The organism is Amycolatopsis albispora (genome assembly GCF_003312875.1).
In the GTDB taxonomy this organism is placed as follows: Bacteria; Actinomycetota; Actinomycetes; order Mycobacteriales; family Pseudonocardiaceae; genus Amycolatopsis; species Amycolatopsis albispora.
Window position 1 is genome coordinate 3,049,990 of record NZ_CP015163.1, and the last position, 20,794, is coordinate 3,070,783.

Sequence of the window (20,794 nt, forward strand, 5' to 3'; positions counted from 1 at the left end):
AGCCACATTCGTGTTCGCTCAGCCGCCCTGTTGCTGGGCGGCGATGTGCTGCTGCACGGCCTCCGGCAGCTCGATCGTCAGGGGCGTGCGCACCGGCATCGGCGCGTCGCCGCGCACCACGATGGTGTGCCGCACGATCTCGCGCAGCACGTCCGGCGCCGCGGCCGCCTGCGACTGCGGGCCGGCGATCACCCCGCGCAGCATCCAGCGCGGCCCGTCCACCCCGATGAACCGCAGCGCCACCTCACCGACGATGGCCGACAGCTCCATGCCCCACTCACCGCGGCCCGGCTGCACCCTCGCGCCGTCCGCGCGCAGCTGGTCGGTCAGCTCCTTGCACACCTCGGTCCACAGCCCGCCGGACTTCGGCGCCGCGTACCCGCTGACCGTGACCTGCCCCACCGGCGTCACCACGTGCACCGCGCGCACCCCGCCGGTGGCCTGGTCCATCTCGACCTGCACCTGCGCGCCTTCGGGCACCGGCACCCGGACCGAACCGAGGTCGATGCGCGGGATCCCGTCGTCCTCCGGCGCGTCGGCGACGTCGTAGGGCCCGGTCGTCGCTTCCGGCTCGAGGTACGACTCGTCGTCGTAGTCGTCGTCAGCGTCAGTGTCGTCACTGTCCGGCGCCGCGTGCCTGCCCCTCGGCCGCTCGTCCGCCGCCGACGCGCGCCGCTTGCGTCCGAAAATCCCCACTACTTCTCCGTTCCCTCACCGGCGGGTACGCCGGAGCTCAACACCGCGTGGCCACCGGTCGACCCGTAACCGCCACCACCCCGCTCGGTCTCCGGCAGCTCCGCCACCTCGACGAACCGCGCGTGTTCGACGCGCTGCACCACCAGCTGCGCGATCCGGTCGCCACGCGCCAGCTTCAGCGGCTCCCTGGGGTCGTGGTTGATCAGGCACACCCTGATCTCCCCGCGATACCCGGAGTCGATCGTGCCCGGCGTGTTCACCACCGACAGCCCGGCCCGCGCGGCCAGCCCCGACCGCGGGTGCACGAACCCGGCATACCCCTCGGGGAGCGCGATCGCGATCCCCGTTCCGACCACCACCCGTTCCCCGGGGTCGAGCACCACGTCGGAGGTGGTGACGAGATCGGCACCGGCGTCACCCGGCCGGGCGTAGCCGGGCAGCGGGACGCCGGGATCTACCCGGGAGAGGAGTACCTGCACGCTGGACACGGGCCGCGAGACTACCCTGAACCCGTGACCGAGAGCGCGAACGTGGCCGAAGAACGGGCGAGCAAGATCACCGGCGAGGTGCTGCACTCCGAACGCCTCTACGTCCCGTGGTGGCTGTGGCCGCTCCCGCTGCTGGGTGGCGGCCTGCTCGCCGCCGAGATCCACATGGGCTATCCGGGCGTGCGTGCCTGGCTGCCCTACCTGATCGTGCTGCCGCTGGTGGTGGCGATCCTGCTCAGCATGGGCCGGACGAAGGTCCGCGTGCTGCGGCGCGACGGCGAAACCGAGCTGTGGGTGGGTGACGCGCATCTCCCCGTCCGCTTCGCCGGTGAGGTCGAGGTCATCGCCAAGAACGACAAGCGCCGCGCGCTGGGCCGGGACGCCGATCCCGCCGCGTTCGTGGTGCACCGCGGCTGGGTGGGCCCGGCGCTGCGGGTCCGGCTGGACGACCCCGCCGACCCCACGCCGTACTGGCTGTTCAGCACGCGCAAGCCGGAGGCGCTGGCGAAGCTGCTGAGCGAGCCCCGGTCCGCCTGAGGTGCGGAACGGGGCGTTACCGGCATCCCAAGCCGATAACGCCCCGTTCACCGAAACGCCCCGAGAATCCCCTGGTGGTGCCGCCTCACGCGCAGTCGCGGCAGATCATCCGCCCGCCGCTCTCCTCCGCGAGCCTGCTGCGGTGGTGCACCAGGAAGCAGACCGAGCAGGTGAACTCGTCGGCCTGCTTCGGCACCACCTTGACGGTCAGGTCCTCCCCCGAAAGCCCGGAGAGGTCAGCCCCGGGCAGTTCGAAGTTCTCGGCCGTCGCGTCCTCGTCCACGTCGACGACACCGGACTGGTTCTCGTTCCGGCGCGCCTTCAGCTCCTCCAACGAGTCTTCGGCCAGCTCGTCGGCTTCGCTGCGGCGCGGAGCGTCGTAGTCGGTCGCCATTGTCCCTCACCCCTGCGATCAGCTTCGAATGTCAGTGGCCGGACCCCGGGCTCGCCCGTGGTCCTCCGTGCCGCTGGTTAACGTTCCAGCGCCCCTGTTTGTGCCCGGCGAATCCCGTGAGCCAGATCTCTTTCTCGCGCACGCTGGGTGGCCGGAGCCCGCAGAGGGTAGCTCACGGCATACCCCGCACCGAAACCCGTCACCCTTGTCCGTTCCGAAGTCACCCGTCAGGAGGAGCCCGGGGTGGCCTTGACTAGGCTGCACCGGTGGCGGCCGGTCACCCGGCGTGTTGCCTCCTTGCCCGGCTGTGGGCCGTCGTGGTGCGATTCTTTTCCGGGCTGGTGCGGGCAACCCCGGTGGCGCTTCCGGCGTCTGGAGGACGTAACGCCTAGTCTGAACGGCACAACGGTGGGTGGCGCATCGCGCGAGTTTCTGCGCTCTGGGAAGGGGCAGGTCAGTGGCGTCGGGGAACGGGAAGTCACGGCTGTATCGCAAGCGGCGGCCGTGGCCCGCGCTGATCGTCATCGGCGTGCTCGGGGCGATCGCGATGGGCGTGTGGATCAACGCCCTGCTCACCAAGGACGACATCAACGACGCGATCCGGTGCGAGCCCGCCCCGGTGGCGCCGGAGGGCGTGACCTACACCCCGGTCGCGCACGACGCGCTCGACGACACCGCGCCCATCCCGCCGGACAAGATCTCGCTCAAGGTGCTCAACGCGGGCGGTACCCGCGGCCAGGGCGCGATCACCACGGCCACCCTGCGTGAACTCGGCTTCACCGAGGCCGCGGACCCGGAGAACGACCCGGCCTACGAGGGCACCGAAGCGGTCTGCCGCGGCCAGATCCGCTACGGCGAGAACGGCCGGGCCGCCGCGCGCACGCTGAGCCTGGTCGACCCGTGCGTGGAGCTGGTCCAGGACAACCGCGAGGACGCCAGCGTCGACCTGAGCATCGGCACCAAGTTCACCGACCCGCGGCCGAACCAGGCCGGGCTGGACATCCTCAAGGAGCTGAGCACCTGGTCCAGCCAGAACCAGGAGTCGGACTCCGGCGGCAACGAGCAGTCCACCGGGCAGACCGCGCCGACCATCGAGAAGGAACGGCTGGCCGCGGCCCGCACCGGCTACTGCTGACCGCTGCTGCCGACCGCTCAGATCCCGGCGCTGCCCGCCTCGGCCAGCGCCTCGCGCAGCGCGTCCGCGATCGGCGGTGCCGCGGCGAAGGTGAAGTCGCCGCCCAGTCGCGGCTCCTCCCCCGGCAGGCCGACCACCGCGCCCGCTTCGGCGGCCACCAGCGCGCCCGCGGCCCAGTCCCAGCGGTTCAGCCCGTGCTCGAAGTAGGCGTCGATCCAGCCCGCCGCCACCGCGCACAGGTCCAGCGACGCCGCACCCGCGCGCCGGACGTCCCGCACGCGCCCCAGCAGCGTCGCCACCAGCTCGGCCTGCCGCTTCCGGCGGTCCCGGTCGTAGTTGAACCCGGTGCCCACCAGCGCCAGCTCCAGCCGCTCCGGGGCACCCACGCGCAGCGGCCGCCCGTCCAGGTACGCGCCACCGCCCCTGGTGGCCGTCCAGCGGCGCCCGCTGACCGGTTCGACCACCGCACCGGCCACCGACACCCCGTCCACCTGCGCGGCCAGCGAGACGGCGAACCAGGGGAAGCCGTAGAGGAAGTTCACCGTGCCGTCGATCGGGTCCACCACCCAGTTGACCGTGCCCGGCGCCAGCTCACCGCCGTCCTCCTCGCCCAGCACCGGCTCGCCCGGCCGTAGCTCGGCCAGCCTGGCGCGGACAAAACGCTCCGACTCGCGGTCGACCGCGGTCACCACATCGGTTTCACTGGACTTCGTGTCCACCAGCACAGACCCACCGGCGAGCACCTTCTCCCGCGCCGTCCGCACCAGTTCGGCGGCCTCGGCGGCCACCTGCTCCGCGATCCCCGTCAGTTCCGCCAGCGCCCGCGTTGATATCGACTCCATAGCTCCCACCACATCATGCGAACCGGTGCCGTTACAGTCACCCGAGCGGTTTTCTGAATCGAGAAGGAAGGGACCACGCCCATGACGGCGACCCGAGGGTTCGGCATCGACATCGGCGGCAGCGGGATCAAGGGTGCCCTGGTCGACCTGGAGAACGGCAAGCTCATCGGCGACCGTCTCCGCATCGACACCCCGCGCCCGGCCACCCCGGACGCCGTGGCGGACGTGGTCGCCGAGATCGTCGGGCACTTCGGCTGGGCGGGCCCGGTCGGCGTCACGCTGCCCGCGGTGATCAAGAAGGGCGTCGCGATGACCGCGGCGAACATCGACCCGAGCTGGATCGGCACCGACGCCGACGCGTTGTTCGCCAAGCGGCTCGGCCGCGGTGTGGACGAGATCGCCATGCTCAACGACGCGGACGCGGCGGGCATGGCCGAGATCCGCTTCGGTGACCCGGCCGCGCGCAAGGGCGTGACCGCGCTGCTCACCTTCGGCACCGGCATCGGCAGCGCGGTGTTCCTCGACGGCAGGCTGGTGCCCAACACCGAACTGGGCCACCTCGAGGTCGACGGGCACGACGCGGAGAAGAAGGCGGCCGCGTCGGTCAAGGACAACGAGGGCCTGTCCTACCCGGAGTGGTCGAAGCGGGTCGACCGGTACCTCTCCGTGCTGGAGAACCTGATCTGGCCGGATCTGTTCATCGTCGGCGGCGGGGTCAGCAAGAAGGCGGAGAAGTGGGTCCCGCTGCTCGAGATCCGCACGCCGATCGTGGTCGCCTCGCTCCAGAACAACGCCGGGATCGTCGGCGCGGCCGCGGCGGCCGTGGAGGGTATCGAGCACTGATCGGGGCCGCTGGAGCACCCCCCTCGCCATGCCCGGGGATGATCGCTTCGCGACGCTCGAGGGCAACGTCGTTACAATGGAACACGGCCCACGGCCACGGCGGGCAAAACCGCAGGCCGAGGGGTGTTCCCCGAATCTGAGGCAGCTGAGGCCGGAGTGTCTCGGCTCGCCATGATCGACCGCTGCGAAAGGGCGTACGTGGCAGCCGCAAGAACCGCAACCCGAGGCGGGACGAAGACAACGAGCGCCGCCAAGACCTCGCCGGAAGGCAAGGACGTGGATCCCGAGACTCAGCCCGAAGGCACCTCGGGGGGCGCGAAGCCTGCCGCCCGCAAGACCGGTGCCAAGACCGGCGCCAAGAAGGCCCCCGCGAAGGGCGGCCGCACCAAGAAGGCCGCCGGCAAGGCCGACGAGGCCAAGGGCGCCGATGGTGAGGGCGTCGGCGAGGAGATCGACGAAGCCGCGCTGGATGCCGACCTCGCCGATCTCGAGAGCGTCGAGATCGACGTCGTCGACGCCACGGTGAGCGAGGAGTCCGACGAGGACGAGCCCGACGCGGACGAAGCCGAGGCCCCGGCCGCCGGCTCGCGCGGCGAGCGCACGGCGGCCAAGGGCGGCAAGAACGCCAACGACCCCGACTTCGTCTGGGACGAGGAGGAGTCCGAGGTCCTGCGGCAGGCCCGCAAGGACGCCGAGCTCACCGCGTCGGCCGACTCCGTCCGCGCCTACCTCAAGCAGATCGGCAAGGTCGCGCTGCTCAACGCCGAGGAGGAGGTGGAGCTGGCCAAGCGGATCGAGGCCGGGCTCTACGCCGCCGAGCGCGTGCGCACCGCCGAGGAGGAGGGCGAGAAGCTCACCACCCAGATGCGGCGCGACCTGAAGTGGATCGTGCGTGACGGCGAGCGGGCGAAGTACCACCTGCTCGAGGCGAACCTCCGCCTGGTGGTCTCGCTGGCCAAGCGCTACACCGGCCGCGGCATGGCGTTCCTGGACCTGATCCAGGAGGGCAACCTCGGCCTGATCCGCGCGGTGGAGAAGTTCGACTACACCAAGGGCTTCAAGTTCTCCACCTACGCCACCTGGTGGATCCGGCAGGCGATCACCCGCGCGATGGCCGACCAGGCCCGCACCATCCGCATCCCGGTGCACATGGTCGAGGTGATCAACAAGCTCGGCCGCATCCAGCGCGAGCTGCTGCAGGACCTCGGCCGCGAGCCGACTCCGGAAGAGCTGGCCAAGGAGATGGACATCTCCCCGGAGAAGGTGCTGGAGATCCAGCAGTACGCGCGGGAGCCGATCTCGCTCGACCAGACCATCGGCGACGAGGGCGATTCGCAGCTCGGTGACTTCATCGAGGACAGCGAGGCCGTGGTCGCGGTGGACGCGGTGTCGTTCACGCTGCTGCAGGACCAGCTCCAGTCGGTGCTGCAGACGCTGTCCGAGCGCGAGGCGGGCGTGGTCCGGCTGCGCTTCGGCCTGACCGACGGCCAGCCGCGGACTTTAGACGAGATCGGGCAGGTGTACGGCGTCACCCGTGAGCGCATCCGGCAGATCGAGTCGAAGACCATGTCGAAGCTGCGGCACCCGTCGCGTTCGCAGGTCCTGCGCGACTACCTGGACTGAGGTCCGGCAGAGCGTTGCCGAAGGTGGCCCCGCCCGTGTGGTGGGGCCACCTTCCGCGTTCGGCTCACGGAATGGTCAGCCCGGCTTCGCGCAGGGCGTCTTCCACGCGCAGCCGTTCGATTTCCCGGTCCATGCCCTCGGGCAGCGCGTCCAGGCGGTGCGGCACTTCGAGCACCGCGCACGCTTCGGCGAGCAGGGCGTCGTAGGCCTGCCGGGTGCCGGTGCGGCGGGCGGCCGGGGTGCCCGGACCGTAGGCCGCCAGCAGCCGGTGCACCCGTCGCAGATCGGCCGCGAGCACCTGCACCGGCGGATGCGCCGGAACCGGGGGCGGCGGGAAAAAGCGTTGGCGCACAAGGCGAATCAGCCGCGGCAGGCGCAGCAGCAGCCAGCAGAGCAGCGTCGGCGCGATGGCCACGAGCCCGTACAGCAGCAGGACTCCCATGCCTCAGTCTACGACGGCCTCGCGCCGTTCATAGGCATCACGCGCGGCCAGCATCTCGGGCAGGTGCTTCGCCGCCCATTCCCGGCAGGCCGCGATCGGGCCGAACAGCGTGCGCCCCAACGGGGTCAGCTCGTATTCGACCCGCGGCGGCACCTCCGGATAGACCGTGCGCACCACCATGCCGTCGCGCTCCAGCCCGCGCAGGGTTTCGGTGAGCACCTTCGGCGTGACCCCGCGCAGCGGCACGCGCAGTTCGGAGAACCGGCGCGGCCCGTGCTCCAGGCAGATCAGCACCATGCCCGCCCACTTGTCCCCGATCCGGATCGGGGTGACGCTGCTCGGGCAGGCCGGGTCGAACATGTCGGGATCAAGCGGTGGCCTCACCCGATCGAACATACCCGGCCCGCCCGTGCTCAGGCGGCCAGTTCCAGCGACGGCCAGTCCGCCAGGTCCGCGCGCAGCTGCCGGTCGTGGCTGGCCACCACCACCGCCACCGGCGTCTGCTGGATGGCCTCGGTCAGCTCGTCGACCAGTGTCACCGACAGGTGGTTCGTCGGCTCGTCCAGCAGCAGCACGTGGGGCGCGCGCAGCAGCAGCAACGCCAGCGCGAGCCGGCGCCGCTGCCCGGTGGACAACCGGTTCACCGGGCGGTCGGCGTCCGCGGCGGAGAACAGGCCGAGCCGCCGCAGCGGCACCACCGAACCGGCCGGGAGCTGACCGCGCGACACCAGTTCCGCGGCCCGCCGCTCGTACAGCGTGGCCGCCCCGATCCCGGTGTCGGGGAAGTCGGATTCCTGTGCCAGCAGGCCGATCCGTGCCGATCCGGCCCGCCACACCGCGCCGGCCGCCGGTTCCAGCCGTCCGGCCAGCACGTTGAGCAGGGTCGACTTCCCGGCGCCGTTCGCGCCCGAGACCAGCAGTCTGTCCCCTGTGGACAGTGCGATGGCCTCGCGCAGCGCCAGCCTGCCGGGCACCGCCACGCCGGACGCGGTGAGCACCACGCCCTGGCCGGTGCCGGCCAGATCCGGGCAGGCGAAGCTCAGCCGTTCCGGTGGCGGCGGCACCCGGCGCTCGGCCAGTGCCTCGATCCGGCGCTGGACGTTGTGCAGCTGGCCGGGCGCCCGGGTGGCCCGCTGGTGCTTGTTCGTGCCCTTGTCCGGGCGCCACGACGAGATCAGCCGGTTCGCCGCCGCCTTCGCGTCGTGCTCGAGCCGCTCGGCTTCGCCGGATTCGAGCGCGTACCGCTGTTCCCAGCGCACGCGCTCGGCTGCCTTCTCCCGCTTGTACTCGGTGTACCCGCCGCCGTAGACCTTCGGCCCACCGTCCGCGGTCGGGTCCAGATCGAGCAGCGAGCCGCACACCTCGTCGAGCAGCATCCGGTCGTGGCTGACCAGGATCACGGCACCGGGGTACTCGCGGATCCGGCCGGTCAGGTAACCGAGCGCGGCGGCGTCGAGGTGGTTGGTCGGCTCGTCGAGCAGCAGGATGTCGACGCCCTCGGCGAGCAGGCAGGCGAGCCGGACGCGGTAGCGCTGCCCCACCGAAAGCTCGGCGAGCCTGCGTTCCCGGTCGGCGGTGGCGCCGAGTCCGGCGAGCGCCAGGTCGGCGCGCCGTTCGGCGTCCCACGCCTTCAGTTCCTCGGCACGGGCGAGCGCCGTGGCGAACCGGTCGTCCGCGCCGGGTTCCTGCTCGGCCAGTGCGGCCGACGCGGCATCCAGCTCGGCCAGTGCGGCACGCGCACCGGCCAGCGCGATGTCGAGCAGCGAGGCGACGGTGTCGTCCTCGGCGTACGGCAGTTCCTGACCGGCCAGCGCGATCGAGCCGTGCCGCGACACCGTGCCGGTGTCCGGTGGCAGCTCGCCGGCCAGGATGTGCAGCAGCGTGGTCTTCCCGCTGCCGTTCTCGCCGACCACGCCGAGGCACTGCCCGGCGCTGACCACCAGCGAGACCTCTTCGAGCACGGGCTGCGCGCCGAAGGACTTGCCCAGTCGCTCAGCTTGGAGGTGGGCGGATTTTCGGGTGCGTGACAAAGTTCCACTCCGATTTCGGGCCCGGGGCACGCGGACGCGCGGAAGCCACCGGGAAAGTTCCGGTCGAATGACGGCGGAAGAGCCCGCGCTCGCGGAACACCGCGGCGCCGGGCGGGCGAAATCAGAGGTAGAACTGGTAAGCCATGCGAACGAGCTTAGCGCACGGTCACGACACGGCCAACGTGATTACCACCGCCGGAGCCGCCGGATGGGCGAAAATGACCTGGTGGAGCCATCCTCGCCGGCCAGCCCGGTCCCGTCCGACCACCTCGGCGGCCTCGCCACCGTGCTCGACCTCGTGCGCGGTGGTGCCGCCCGCACGCGGCCCGAGCTGAGCAGGCTGTCCGGGTTCGGCCGCACGGTCATCACCCAGCGGGTCGGCGAGCTGACCGGCTGCGGGCTGCTCGAAGAGGACAGGCTCGGCCCGTCCAGCGGTGGCCGGGCGCCGCGAGAGCTGAGGTTCCGCGCCGAGGCCGGGGTGGTGCTCGCCGCCGAGCTGGGCGCCACCAGCATCGCCACCGCCGCCACCGACCTGACCGGCCGCGTGCTGGCCAGCCGCGAGGAGCCGGGTGACGTCGCGCTCGGGCCGGAGGTGGTGCTGGACCGGGTGGAAGAACTGTTCGGCGAACTGCTGGACGAGTTGGACGGCGGCGCGCCGGTCTGGGGCATCGGCGTCGGCCTGCCCGGTCCGGTCGAGTTCGCCACCGGGCGGCCGAGCGCGCCGCCGATCATGCCCGGCTGGGACCGCTACCCGGTGCGGGACAGGCTGGCCGCCCGCTACCGCGCGCCGGTGTGGGTGGACAACGAGGTCAACGCGATGGCGCTGGGCGAGTTGCGTGCCGGGGCGGCCCGCGGCCAGCAGGACATCATCTACATCAAGATCGGCACCGGCATCGGCGCCGGGCTGGTCTCCGGCGGGCGGCTGCACCGCGGCAGCCAGGGCTGCGCTGGCGACATCGGGCACGCCGCGGTCGCGGACGATCCGGTGGTGGTGTGCCGCTGCGGCAACACCGGCTGCCTGGAGGCCTTCGCCGGGGGCGCCGCGCTGGCCAGGGACGGCGCCACCGCGGCGAAGGAGGGGCGCAGCGAGTTCCTGGCGAGCCGCCTCGCCGAGCGGGGCACGCTCACCGCGGCCGACCTGTCGATCGCGGCCCAGAGCGGCGACCGGACCTCGGTGGAGCTGCTCACCCAGGCGGGCAGGCTGGTCGGCAGCCTGCTGGCCACCTTGGTCAGCTTCTACAACCCGGCGCTGGTGATCGTCGGCGGTGGCGTGTCCGGCGCGGGCGACCTGCTGCTGGCCACGCTGCGCGAGACGGTCTACCGCCGGTCCCTGCCGCTGGCCACGCGGGAGCTCCGGATCGCCAGGTCCACGCTGGGCGACGAGGCCGGGCTGGTCGGCGCCGCGTTCATGGTGATCGACGAGCTGTTCGCGCCGGAACGGCTGGCGCACTGGATCGACACCGGCTCCCCCGCCGGGCGCCCGGCACTGGCCGAACTCCCCCGCTGAGCGGAAACCCCACCACCCCGAAGCGAACATCTGTGTACTTTGGTGAACATGGATGTTCAGTTCGGAACGCGCAAGTCCACCTTGGGCATTGCCGCGGACCTGCTCGCGCTCGATCCGACGGCCTCGCTCTCGGCCATCGCCGAAGCCGCGGGCATCGGGCGGACCACCCTGCACAAGCGTTATCCGAAGCGCCAGGACCTCCTGCTCGCGGTGGCCCGCGACTCGATCGAGCAGATCGAGCTGGCGATGGAGGAAACCGGCGTGACCGCCGACGGCCCGGTCACCGACGAGACCCTGCGGAAGTTCGTCGAGGCCTCGGTGGGGCTCAGCTCGCGGATCGCCTTCCTGTTCCGCCAGCCCACGCTGGATCCGGTCAAGGAGATCGAAGTCGCGATCGAACGGCTGGAACTGGCCGTCGACGAGTTCATCGCCCGCGCCCAGCGTGACGGGCTGCTGCGGGCCGACCTGCCCGCCTGGTGGGTGTCGGCCACGCTCAACTCCGTCGCCTACGCCGCGTGGGAGAGCGTCGTGCGGGGCAAGCTCGCGCCGCTGGACGCGCCGAAGATCGCACTGGAAACCGCGCGCACCGGGCTCGGCGTGCGCTGACCCCGTTCGACAGCAAGCCACGACAAGCAAGGAGCACCATCGTGATCACCTTGTCCGACGCCCGCCTGTCCACCCGCATCGCGATCGAGCGAGCCGGCACCTGGCTGCTGCGCGCCACCGGTGACGAGTTCATCCGCCTCTCCGTCGGCGCCCAGCCCGACCCGTATCCGGCCTACGCCCGGCTGCGTGCACGGGAATCCTTGTACCGCAACAAGCTCGGCGCCGTGACGGCCACCTTCGAGCACTGCAACCTGGTGCTGCGTGACCGCCGCTTCGGTGTGCAGCGCACCGACGGCAGGCTGCCGCGCTTCTTCGACACCCTGGCCATGGCCCGCGGCCCGGAGGTGGTGCAGTCCTTCCTCGAACTCGATCCCCCGGACCACACGCGGTTGCGCAAGCTCTCGCGTCCCGCGTTCGGCCCGGCGAGGCTCGACGGCTACCGCCCGCTGATCGAGTCGATCACGCACGACCTGCTCGACCGCGCCACGGCGAAGGACAACTTCGACCTGATCGCCGACTTCGCCGGGCCGCTGCCGATCCGGGTGATCAGCGAACTGCTCGGCATTCCGCCGGTGGACACCGACCGCTTCCTCGGTTACGGCCGGGTGCTCGCCCAGGCGCTCGACGGGATCACCTCGCTGCGGCTCGCCCGCGAACTGCGCACCGCCACCGACGAGATGTACGCGTTGTTCCGCACGCTGATGGCCGCCAAGCGCGAACACCCCGAAGCCGACGTGCTCACCCAGCTCACCGAGGCACACGACGCGGGCGAGCTGACCCTGCCCGAGTTGCTGGCGACCTGCGAACTGCTGCTGGTGGCCGGGTTCGAAACCACGGTGAACCTGATCGGCAACAGCACGTTCGCCCTGCTGAACCACCCCGGGCAGTGGGGGCTGCTGCGTGACGATCCCGGACTGGCCAGGGCGGCCGCCGAGGAAACCCTGCGCTACGACCCGCCCGTGCAGCAGACGGTCCGCGTGGCGCACGAGAAGGTCGAACTGGCCGGCACGCGAATCCGCGAAAACGAACTCGTTTTTGTGATGATCGGCGCGACCGGCCGTGATCCCGCGGTGTTCGCGAATCCGGAGGTTTTCGACATCACCCGAACGCCGGAACGGGAACACCTTGCCTTCTCCAGCGGCATCCACTATTGCCTCGGCGCGCCACTGGCCAGGCTGGAGGCCGAGATCGCGCTGCGGGCACTGGCCGAACGGCTGCCGGACCTCGCGCTCGACGGCACCCCGCGGCGGCGGCCGAGCGCCGGAATCCGTGGCCTGCTGCGCCTTCCGGTCCGGGCCAGCCACGGAAAGCCGTTGATGGTCCCCTAGTGTGCCCCAGCCCACTAGGGTGGCAAGGGTGCCTGCGAAAGAACCGTCCCCCCGGCGCGTGTACGGCGGTCGCTCGGCAGCCGACCGCCGAGCCGAACGGCGCGGCCGCCTGCTCGAGGCCGGGCTCGAACTGTTCGGCACCGAAGGCTATCCGGCCAGCTCGATCGAGAAGCTGTGCGCGGCGGCATCGGTGTCCACGCGCAATTTCTACGAGGAGTTCAGCAGCCGCGAAGCGCTGTTGATGGCCATTCACGACCAGGTGATCGAAACGGCGGTGGCGGCGGTCGCCACCGCCTTCGCCGAAACCGACGACGAGCACGTGACCGTGCGCATCGAGCACGCGGTGCGCGCCTACATCACCTCCACCGCCGCCGATCCCCGCCGGGCGAAACTGTCCTATGTGGAGATCATCGGGGTGAGCCCGGCGGTGGAGGCGCACCGGCTGGCCTGGCGCAGCCGCTGGGTGCAGATGCTGGTGGCCGAGGCCAGGCGCGCGGTGTCCCGCGGCGAGGCCGAGGAACGCGAGTTCGAACTCGGCGCGGTGGCGTTGATCGGCGCGGTGAACGAGCTGGTCTTCCACTGGTCCACCGGCGGCTACCGGACCCCGCTGGACGACGTGATCGCCGAGATCGTCCGGATGGCCAAGGCGGTGATCATCACCCCGGGAACGGCGGCAGCGCGGGGGTGAACAGCCACGCGTCGAAGAACTCCCCGAGCGGGCGGCCCGCGTGCTGCTCGGCGAGCGCGACGAAGTCGGCGGTGGTCACCGTCGCGTGGCGGTGGCGGCTCGTCCAGTCCTTGAGCAACGCGAAGAACACCGTGTCGCCGAGCAGCTTGCGCAGCGCGTGCAGGGTGAGCGCGCCGCGCTTGTAGACGCGCTCGTCGAACAGGTTGGCCACCCCGGGATCGCCGATGCGCAGGTCCGCCGGGCGCCCGGCCAGCGCCGCGTGCCACCGGCGCGCGTGCACGTCCTCGCTCAGCCCGCCCGATTCGGCCGACCACAGCCATTCCGCGTAGGTGGCGAAGCCCTCGTTGAGCCAGATGTGCTTCCACTCGGCCACGGTCAGGCTGTTGCCGAACCACTGGTGCGCCAGCTCGTGCACGATCAGCCGCTCGTGCGTGCCGCGGCCGTCGAGCAGGTTCGCGCCGAACACCGACAGGCCCTGCGCCTCGATCGGCTCGTCCAGCTCGTCGTCGGTCACCACGATCACGTACTCGCCGAACGGGTATGGGCCGAAGAAGCCCTCCAGCGCGTCCATCATGTCCGGCTGGCGGCGGAAGTCGCGGTCGAACAGCCGGCGCAGCCTGGCGGGCACCGCCGCGGCCTGCGGCACCGGCTCGGCGGCCAGCGGCAGCTGCTCGTACCGTCCGATGTGGACACCCATCAGGTAGCTGGCGGTCGGCTCCGGCCGCTCGAACACCCAGGTGGTGGTGCTCGCGCCCTGGCGCTTGGCGAGCAGGTTCCCGGTGACCAGCACGGTGTAGGCCGAGGAGGTGGTCACCGAGATCCGGTAGGCCGCCTTGTCCGACGGGTGGTCGTTGCACGGGAACCAGGACGGCGCGCCGACCGGCTGGCTGGCCACCAGCGCGCCGTCGGTCAGCTCGTCCCAGCCGATGTCACCCCAGTCCGGCGAGGTGATCGGGCGCGGGTTGCCGGTGTAGCGGATCTCGGCCATGAACGCCGCGCCCGGCTGCAGCGCGCGCTGCGGCTTGACGTGCAGCTTGCCCGCGCGCTGGGTGTACTTCGCGCTCTGGCCGTTGACCTGCACGCGCCCGATCCGGAATCCGGCCAGGTCCAGGCTGAACCGCGACAGCGGCGCGGTGGCCACGCCCTCGATCACCGCGTGCCCGGCGAGCCGGTTCGGGCCGACCTTGTAGTCCAGGTCGAGGGTGTAGCGGGTGACCCGGTAACCACCGTTGCCGTGGGCGGGGAGGTACGAATCCGGTGAGGTGTCCGCGCCGGGCGCGGGCTGCATCGACTTCGCCGCACTCACCCCCGGCGCCCTCCCTTGGCCGGCCAGGCCGCGATCGGGTTGCCCAGCCAGCGGCTGTCGGCCGGTACCTCGTCGCCGCGGGTGACCAGCGAACCCGGCCCGACCGTGGTGCGGGCACCGATGCCGACGCCGGGCAGCACGATGCCGTGCGGCCCGAGCGTGGCGCCCTCGTGCAGGTTCACCCCGTCCATGCGCATGATTCGATCATGGAACAGGTGCGTCTGGACCACGCACCCCCGGTTCACCGTGGCGCCGTCGCCGAGCGTGACCAGATCCGACTCGGGCAGCCAGTAGGTCTCCAGCCAGACCCCGCGCCCGATCTTGGCGCCCATCGTGCGCAGCCACATCGGCAGCAGCGGCGTGCCGCTGACCCCGCCGACGAACCACGGCACCGCGAGCACCTCGACGAAGGTGTCGGCGAGTTCGTTGCGCCAGACGAACGAGCTCCACAGCGGGTGCTCGACCGGGCGGAACTTCCCGACCAGCAGCCACTTCATCGCGGTCGCGGTGCCCGCGGCCGCCACCCCGGCGGCGAACAGCACCGGCCCGGCCAGCAGCAGCGTCCAGCCCAGGCCGACCGCGGTGACCAGCGCGGACAACGCGGCCAGCACCAGCACCGACAGCGCCACGCCGCACATCACCGGCACGATCCGGCACAGCTCGATCAGCCCGCGTGCCAGCTTCAGCCGCGCCGGCGGGGCGTAGGTGCGCCCGGCGTCGCCGCTTTCCACCGAGCGCCGCAGCGGCATCGGCGGCATGCCGAGGTACGAGGAGCCCTTCTTCGCCTTCAGCGGGGTGGACGACAGCACGCCGACCAGCCCGCGCTTGGGCACCGACCGGCCCGGCGCGGTGATGCCGGAGTTGCCGAGGAAGGCCTGCTTGCCGATGCGCGCGGGCGCCACGTGCAGCCAGCCGTGCCCGAGTTCGTAGGTGGCGACCATGGTGTCGTCGGCGAGGAAGGCACCGTCGTCGACCTGGGTCATCTTCGGCAGCGCGAGCACCGTGGACACCTCGGCGCCACGGCCCACCTTCGCGCCGAGCAGGCGCAGCCAGACCGGGGTGAACAGGCTGGCGTACAACGGGAACAGCCCGGTCCGCGCCATGCCCATCAGCCGCTCGGTGGCCCACACCTGCCAGGCGACGCGGCCGTGCACCGGGTGGTAACCCTCGACCATGCCCACGCTCAGCGCGCGCACCCCGGCGAGCACCAGCAGCGCGTACGCGCCGAAGTACGCGACGGTGGCGAGCGGGACCAGCGCCAGCGCGCCACCCACCGCGTCACCGAGGCTGGACGCGCCGAGCACCCCGCGGGACAGCAGCACCAGCGCGGGCACCGCGGCGGCCGCGGGCAGCAGGCCCAGCAGCAGCGAGGTCAGCCCGTAGATCGCCGCCCAGCGGCGGGACCGCGGCGGGCGGCTCGACGGCCACTTGAGCGCGTCCTTGCCGCTGCGCTCGGCGGGTGAACCGGCCCAGCGCTGCCCGGCCGGGACGGCACCGCGCACGGTCGAGCCGGCCGCGATCTCCGCGCCCTTGCCGATCCGGGCGCCGGGGAACAGCGTGCTGCGGGCACCGATCCGCGCGTCCGCGCCGATCCGGATCTTGCCGATGTGCACCAGGTCGCCGTCGACCCAGTAGCCGGACAGGTCGCTCTCCGGTTCCACCGCGGCGCCGCGGCCGAGCTTGAGCAGGCCGGTCACCGGCGGCGGCGAGTGCAGGTCGGCGTCCTTGCCCACCTTGGCGCCGAGTGCACGGGCGTAGTGCGTCATCCAGGACGCGCCCGCGACTTCGGCGGCACCGCTGTACTCGGCCAGTTTCTCCGCCGTCCACAGTCGCAAGTGGACACTGCCGCCGCGGGGATAGCTGCCGGGGCGGACCCCGCGCAGCAGCAGCCGCGCGCCGCCGGCCGAGATCGCGATGCGCCCGGCCGGGGTGAACAGCAGCAGCCAGGCCGCGCCGAGCAGCCACCACGACACCGCGGGCGCCCAGCCCAGGCCGCCGAATTCGGCCAGCGCGGTGGACAGCGCGGCGGCGATGGTGGTCCAGCGCAGGCCGGGCAGCGCCATCAGCGGCAGCATCAGCAGGCTCTGGAGGACACCCGCGCGACGCGGGGTCGGCGCGATCTCGCGGCGCTTGGTCTCGGCGGTGCTCAGCTCGTCGAGCATCGCGGCCAGCGAGCCCAGCTTCGGGTGCTGGTAGATGTCGTTGACCGACACCGACGGGTGCCGGGTGCGGATGCGCGCGATCAGCTGCGCGGCGGTGAGGCTGCCACCGCCGTTGCTGAAGAAGTCGGCCTTGCCGCTGCGCACGGTGACCCCGAGGATCTCCGCCCAGCCCTCGGCCAGCCAGGCCTCGGTCGGAGTCAGCCCGCCGCGGGTGTCCGAAGTGGACTGTTCGGGCACGGACGGCAGCGGCCAGGGCAGCGCGTCGCGGTCGACCTTGCCCGACGTCCGCGTCGGCAGGCCGGAGACCGGCGCCAGCAACGGGACCAGCGCGGCGGGCAGGCTTTCGCGCAGCTGCGCGGTGGCGGCGTCGATGTCGAACTCGGCGCCGTCACGGGGAACCACGTAACCGACCAGGATCTGGTTGCCCGCCTTGGTTTTGCGAATGGCCGCGGCGGCACCGGCCACCTCGGGCAGCGCCTGCAGCGCGGCGTCGACCTCGCCGAGTTCGATGCGGCGGCCGCCGAGCTTGATCTGCTCGTCGGCGCGGCCGAGGAAGAGCAGGCCCTCCGGCTCGGCGCGGACCATGTCCCCGCTGCGGTAGGCGCGGCGCCAGCCCAGCGCGGGCAGCGGCGCGAACTTCTCCGCGTCCTTGGCCTCGTCGAGGTAGCGGGCCAGCCCGGCCCCGCCGATCACCAGCTCACCGGTCTCCCCCATGCCGACCAGCTCACCGCGCTCGTCGACCACGGCGAGCTGCCAGCCGGCCAGCGGCAGGCCGATCCGGACCGGGCCATCGCCGGTCAGCTGCGCGGCGCAGGCGACCACGGTGGCTTCGGTGGGGCCGTAGGTGTTCCACACCTCGCGGCCCTCGACGGCGACGCGTTCGGCCAGTTCGGGCGGGCAGGCTTCGCCGCCGAAGATGAGCAGCCGGACGTCTTCCAGCGCATCGGCGGGCCACAGCGCGGCCAGCGTCGGCACGGTGGAGACCACGGTGATGCGCTGCGCGACCAGCCACGGGCCGAGGTCGACGCCGGTGCGCACCAGCGAGCGCGGCGCGGGCACCAGGCAGGCGCCGTGGCGCCACGCCAGCCACATCTCCTCGCACGACGCGTCGAAAGCCACCGACAGCCCGGCGAGCACGCGGTCGCCGGGGCCGAGCGGCTCGTCGGTGAGGAACAGCTGGGCCTCGGCGTCCACAAAAGCCGCGGCGGCCGAATGGCTCACCGCCACGCCCTTCGGCTTGCCGGTGGACCCGGAGGTGAAGATGATCCAGGCGTCATCCGACGGCGCGGGTGTGCCGACGCGACCGGACGGCGTGGCCAGCTCGGTGATCGAGCCGCCGTCACCGAGCACCGCGCACACCCCGGCCTCGCCGAACACCAGCTCGGCGCGCTCGTCCGGGTCGTCGGCGTCGACCGGCACGTAGGCCGCGCCCGCCGCCAGCACCGCGAGAATGGCGATGTACAGCTCGACGGTGCCCGACGAGATCCGCACGCCGACGCGGTCACCCGCGCCGATGCCGGTGGCCGCCAGCTTGGCGCGGAGGTCGTCGACCTCTTCGGCGAGCCTGCGGTAGGACAGCACGGTGTGGCCGTCGTCGAGCGCGGGTGCGTTCGGGTGCCGTGCCACGGTCGAGCCGAGCACGTCGAGCAGGGTGCGCTCACTGGCGGCCAGGCCGGACCAGAACAGCGCGCGGTCGAGAACGGGCGCGGCCGAGGGCGCGACGGTCACCTCGGCAACGCAGGAAAAAGGCCGATGATCAGCGGTCAGGGTCACTGAAGACCTTCACTCACCTTTCCGACGAGCGTCATTCGGGCTCGCTCTCCCGAATGAGGCGCCCGCGTCCAGGCCGACCAGAATACGTCAGGTGAACGCCCGGTATCCGGAGGGTCTCGGATTTATGTCGGAGATCACCCGGTCCGGTGCTTCAGGAACGCTTAACCGGCTTCCGGCCGCCCTGCTTGGGTTTTTTCTCCCTGACCCGCACGTTGATGCGTACCGGGCTGCCGGTGAAACCGAACCGCTCCCGGAATTTCCGCTCGATGAACCGGCGATAACCGGCCTCCAGGAAACCGGTGGTGAACAACACCAGCGTGGGCGGGCGAATACCGGCCTGGGTGGCGAACAGCACCTTCGGCTGCTTGCCGCCGCGCACCGGCGGCGGGGTGGCCGCGACGAGGTCGGACAGCCAGCCGTTGAGCTGGCCGGTGGACACGCGCTGGTCCCACGACTCGAGCGCGGTGCGCAGGGCCGGGGCCAGCTTGCGCACCGAGCGGCCGGTCAGCGCGGAGATGTTCACCCGCTCCGCCCACGGCACCCGGACCAGGCCGCGCTCCAGCTCGCGCTCGAGCTGGTGCCTGCGGTCCTCGTCGACCAGGTCCCACTTGTTCATCGCCAGCACGCAGGCGCGGCCCGCCTCGACCACCATGGTCAGCACCCGCAGGTCCTGCTCGCTGATCGGCTCGCTGGCGTCCAGCAGCACGATCACCACCTCGGCCGCGTCGATCGCGGTCTTGGTGCGCAGCGAGGCGTAGTACTCGGTGCCGCTGGCGGTCTGCACGCGCTTGCGCAGGCCGGCGGTGTCGACGAACCGCCACGGCTCGCCGTCCAGCTCGACCAGCGAGTCGACCGGGTCGACGGTGGTGCCCGCGACCGAGTCCACCACCGAGCGCTCCTCGCCGGTGAGCTTGTTCAGCAGGCTGGACTTGCCCACGTTCGGCTTGCCGACCAGCGCCACGCGGCGCGGCCCGGCCGGGCGGTCGGCGTCACGCGGGGCCTCGGGCAGCGCCTCGACGATGGCGTCGAGCAGGTCACCGGAACTGCGCCCGTGCAGCGCGCTGACGGGGCGCGGCTCGCCGAGGCCGAGCGACCACAGCGACGCAGCTTCGGCCAGCAGGCGCTCGTCGTCGACCTTGTTCGCGGCCAGCAGCACCGGCCGCTTGGACCGCCGCAGCACCTTGGCCACGGCCTCGTCGGTGGCCGTGGCGCCGACCGTGGCGTCCACCACCACGAGGACCGCGTCGGCGGTGTTCATCGCGATCTCGGCCTGCGCGGCCACCGAGGCCTGCAGCCCGCTCGCGTTCGGTTCCCAGCCGCCGGTGTCCACCACGGTGAACCGGCGCCCGGCCCACAGCGCGTCGTAGGCGATCCGGTCCCTGGTCACGCCGGGGGTGTCCTGCACCACCGCTTCCCGGCGCCCGAGGATGCGGTTGACCAGCGTGGACTTGCCCACGTTCGGCCTGCCGACCACGGCCAGCACGGGCTGTGCCTGCCCGCCTTCCGCGTCACCTTCGGCGCCGTCGCTGAAGTCCCCGTCCAGCACGGTGAACTCCGACTCGTCGGACCACGTGCCGTCTGCCCCGGTCAACTCCGTCATGCCTGCTCTTTCCGTCCCTGCGCACGGATCCCGTGCGCCTCGCGCCACTCGTCGAGCGCTCGTACCACCGCGGCGAGCTCGCCGCGAAGCTGTTCGGTCGCCGTTTCCAGGCCGGCGCGGCCCTTGTCCACGTTCACCGTGAACGGGTTTCCCACCAGGATGTCCACCCGCGGCCGGAACCGGCGCCTGCCGTCGTCCGGCTTGCGGGTACCCCTGGTCGCCACGCCGATCACGGTCGCGCCGGACGCGCGGACCAGCCAGGCGGCACCCCGCTCCGCATTGTCCACGTCACCCGCGCCACGCGTGCCCTCGGGGAACACCCCGACCGCACCGCCGCCGCGCAGCACCGAAACCGCGGTCAGCAGCGGCGCCCGGTCCGGCGCACCCCGCCGGACCGGGATCTGGCCGAGACGGCGCAGACCCCAGCCGGCGGCCCCGGTGAACAGCTCCTGCTTCACCAGGAACGCGCACCGGCGCGGCAGCATTCCGTAGATCAGCTGCGGTTCCAGCATCGAGCTGTGGTTGGCGATCACCACCAGCGGCCCGGTCCGCGGCACCCGCTCGGCCCCGTGCACCCGCACCCGGAAGGCGGGGGCGAAGCCGTGGCGGCCGATCAGCTTGCCGAAGTCGTGCAGCCAGGGGACCGCTCCGTCCGGCAGCGCACCGTCTCGCTGAAACCCCAGCTGCACCATGGTCGGTCAATCCCCGCTCGTGAACCTCTGGTTCGAGGCAAGTCCAGTCGCTTGTACACTAAGTGAATCCCCGACGTGCACGACGACCGAGGTCAGGAACGC

19 protein-coding genes are annotated in these 20,794 nt (G+C 71.9%); 8 read left to right on the top strand and 11 right to left on the bottom strand.

The window, feature by feature from the left end:
- Positions 1–18 precede the first annotated feature (18 nt).
- Both A4R43_RS14170 and dut read right to left on the bottom strand, forming a co-directional pair.
- Positions 19–696: a DUF3710 domain-containing protein gene (locus A4R43_RS14170; RefSeq protein ID WP_113692764.1), complete on the bottom strand. Its 678-nt coding sequence runs from the start codon at positions 694–696 to the stop codon at positions 19–21.
- Positions 696–1,184: a dUTP diphosphatase gene (gene dut, locus A4R43_RS14175; RefSeq protein ID WP_113692765.1), complete on the bottom strand. Its 489-nt coding sequence runs from the start codon at positions 1,182–1,184 to the stop codon at positions 696–698. Before dut ends, A4R43_RS14170 begins: the two co-directional genes overlap by 1 nt.
- Positions 1,185–1,208: 24 nt before the next feature.
- On the opposite strand from dut, the gene A4R43_RS14180 reads away from it, so the two are divergent.
- On the top strand, positions 1,209–1,721 hold the full coding sequence (locus A4R43_RS14180) for a DUF3093 domain-containing protein (RefSeq protein WP_236808990.1): 513 nt from the start codon (positions 1,209–1,211) through the stop codon (positions 1,719–1,721).
- A gap of 85 nt (positions 1,722–1,806) precedes the next feature.
- Here the strand turns inward: A4R43_RS14180 and A4R43_RS14185 are convergent, their stop codons facing one another.
- On the bottom strand, positions 1,807–2,115 hold the full coding sequence (locus A4R43_RS14185) for a DUF4193 domain-containing protein (RefSeq protein WP_113692766.1): 309 nt from the start codon (positions 2,113–2,115) through the stop codon (positions 1,807–1,809).
- A gap of 457 nt (positions 2,116–2,572) precedes the next feature.
- Between A4R43_RS14185 and cei the strand changes: the two genes are divergently transcribed.
- Complete coding sequence (gene cei / locus A4R43_RS14190) at positions 2,573–3,250, top strand: envelope integrity protein Cei (protein ID WP_113692767.1); 678 nt, start codon at positions 2,573–2,575, stop codon at positions 3,248–3,250.
- A gap of 17 nt (positions 3,251–3,267) precedes the next feature.
- Here the strand turns inward: cei and A4R43_RS14195 are convergent, their stop codons facing one another.
- On the bottom strand, positions 3,268–4,092 hold the full coding sequence (locus A4R43_RS14195; protein ID WP_113692768.1) for an inositol monophosphatase family protein: 825 nt from the start codon (positions 4,090–4,092) through the stop codon (positions 3,268–3,270).
- A gap of 81 nt (positions 4,093–4,173) precedes the next feature.
- Here A4R43_RS14195 and ppgK point away from each other — a divergent pair, with 81 nt between their 5' ends.
- Together ppgK and A4R43_RS14205 are read left to right on the top strand one after the other, a co-directional pair.
- Entirely contained in the window at positions 4,174–4,935 is a 762-nt protein-coding gene (gene ppgK / locus A4R43_RS14200) for a polyphosphate--glucose phosphotransferase (protein WP_113692769.1), read from the top strand.
- Between the two features lie 171 nt (positions 4,936–5,106).
- Positions 5,107–6,558: an RNA polymerase sigma factor gene (locus A4R43_RS14205; RefSeq protein ID WP_205215477.1), complete on the top strand. Its 1,452-nt coding sequence runs from the start codon at positions 5,107–5,109 to the stop codon at positions 6,556–6,558.
- Positions 6,559–6,622: 64 nt separating this feature from the next.
- Here A4R43_RS14205 and A4R43_RS14210 read toward each other — a convergent pair whose 3' ends face one another.
- Genes A4R43_RS14210 through A4R43_RS14220 form a run of 3 tightly spaced genes read right to left on the bottom strand, consistent with a single transcriptional unit; the run spans position 6,623 to position 9,030 of the window.
- Complete coding sequence (locus A4R43_RS14210) at positions 6,623–7,000, bottom strand: hypothetical protein (RefSeq protein ID WP_113692770.1); 378 nt, start codon at positions 6,998–7,000, stop codon at positions 6,623–6,625.
- Positions 7,001–7,003: 3 nt separating this feature from the next.
- Positions 7,004–7,360 carry a winged helix-turn-helix transcriptional regulator gene (locus A4R43_RS14215; protein WP_205215478.1) on the bottom strand — a complete coding sequence of 119 codons (357 nt, stop codon included), beginning with the start codon at positions 7,358–7,360 and terminating at the stop codon, positions 7,004–7,006.
- 53 nt (positions 7,361–7,413) lie between these two features.
- The gene (locus A4R43_RS14220; RefSeq protein ID WP_113692771.1) at positions 7,414–9,030 is read right to left on the bottom strand and encodes an ABC-F family ATP-binding cassette domain-containing protein; all 1,617 of its coding nucleotides are present in this window, start codon (positions 9,028–9,030) and stop codon (positions 7,414–7,416) included.
- Between the two features lie 226 nt (positions 9,031–9,256).
- On the opposite strand from A4R43_RS14220, the gene A4R43_RS14225 reads away from it, so the two are divergent.
- Genes A4R43_RS14225 through A4R43_RS14240 form a run of 4 tightly spaced genes read left to right on the top strand, consistent with a single transcriptional unit; the run spans position 9,257 to position 13,159 of the window.
- Positions 9,257–10,537, top strand: a complete 1,281-nt coding sequence (locus A4R43_RS14225; protein ID WP_236808992.1) for an ROK family protein — start codon at positions 9,257–9,259, stop codon at positions 10,535–10,537.
- Positions 10,538–10,585: 48 nt separating this feature from the next.
- On the top strand, positions 10,586–11,143 hold the full coding sequence (locus A4R43_RS14230) for a TetR/AcrR family transcriptional regulator (protein WP_113697590.1): 558 nt from the start codon (positions 10,586–10,588) through the stop codon (positions 11,141–11,143).
- Positions 11,144–11,184: 41 nt separating this feature from the next.
- Positions 11,185–12,471, top strand: a complete 1,287-nt coding sequence (locus A4R43_RS14235) for a cytochrome P450 (protein ID WP_113692773.1) — start codon at positions 11,185–11,187, stop codon at positions 12,469–12,471.
- Between the two features lie 28 nt (positions 12,472–12,499).
- The gene (locus A4R43_RS14240) at positions 12,500–13,159 is read left to right on the top strand and encodes a TetR/AcrR family transcriptional regulator (protein WP_113692774.1); all 660 of its coding nucleotides are present in this window, start codon (positions 12,500–12,502) and stop codon (positions 13,157–13,159) included.
- On the opposite strand, the gene A4R43_RS14245 is transcribed toward A4R43_RS14240, so the two are convergent.
- The 4 genes from A4R43_RS14245 to A4R43_RS14260 form a co-directional block, all read right to left on the bottom strand.
- Positions 13,128–14,465, bottom strand: a complete 1,338-nt coding sequence (locus tag A4R43_RS14245) for a M1 family metallopeptidase (protein ID WP_113692775.1) — start codon at positions 14,463–14,465, stop codon at positions 13,128–13,130. The two genes, A4R43_RS14240 and A4R43_RS14245, sit on opposite strands and share 32 nt — an antisense overlap.
- Positions 14,462–18,400, bottom strand: coding sequence for a Pls/PosA family non-ribosomal peptide synthetase (locus A4R43_RS14250; protein WP_113692776.1), 3,939 nt, complete (start codon positions 18,398–18,400; stop codon positions 14,462–14,464). The genes A4R43_RS14245 and A4R43_RS14250 overlap by 4 nt, the downstream gene beginning before the upstream one ends.
- A gap of 151 nt (positions 18,401–18,551) precedes the next feature.
- Positions 18,552–19,991: a ribosome biogenesis GTPase Der gene (gene der, locus A4R43_RS14255; RefSeq protein ID WP_418190847.1), complete on the bottom strand. Its 1,440-nt coding sequence runs from the start codon at positions 19,989–19,991 to the stop codon at positions 18,552–18,554.
- Between the two features lie 5 nt (positions 19,992–19,996).
- The gene (locus A4R43_RS14260) at positions 19,997–20,692 is read right to left on the bottom strand and encodes a lysophospholipid acyltransferase family protein (RefSeq protein WP_113692778.1); all 696 of its coding nucleotides are present in this window, start codon (positions 20,690–20,692) and stop codon (positions 19,997–19,999) included.
- Positions 20,693–20,794: the final 102 nt, after the last annotated feature.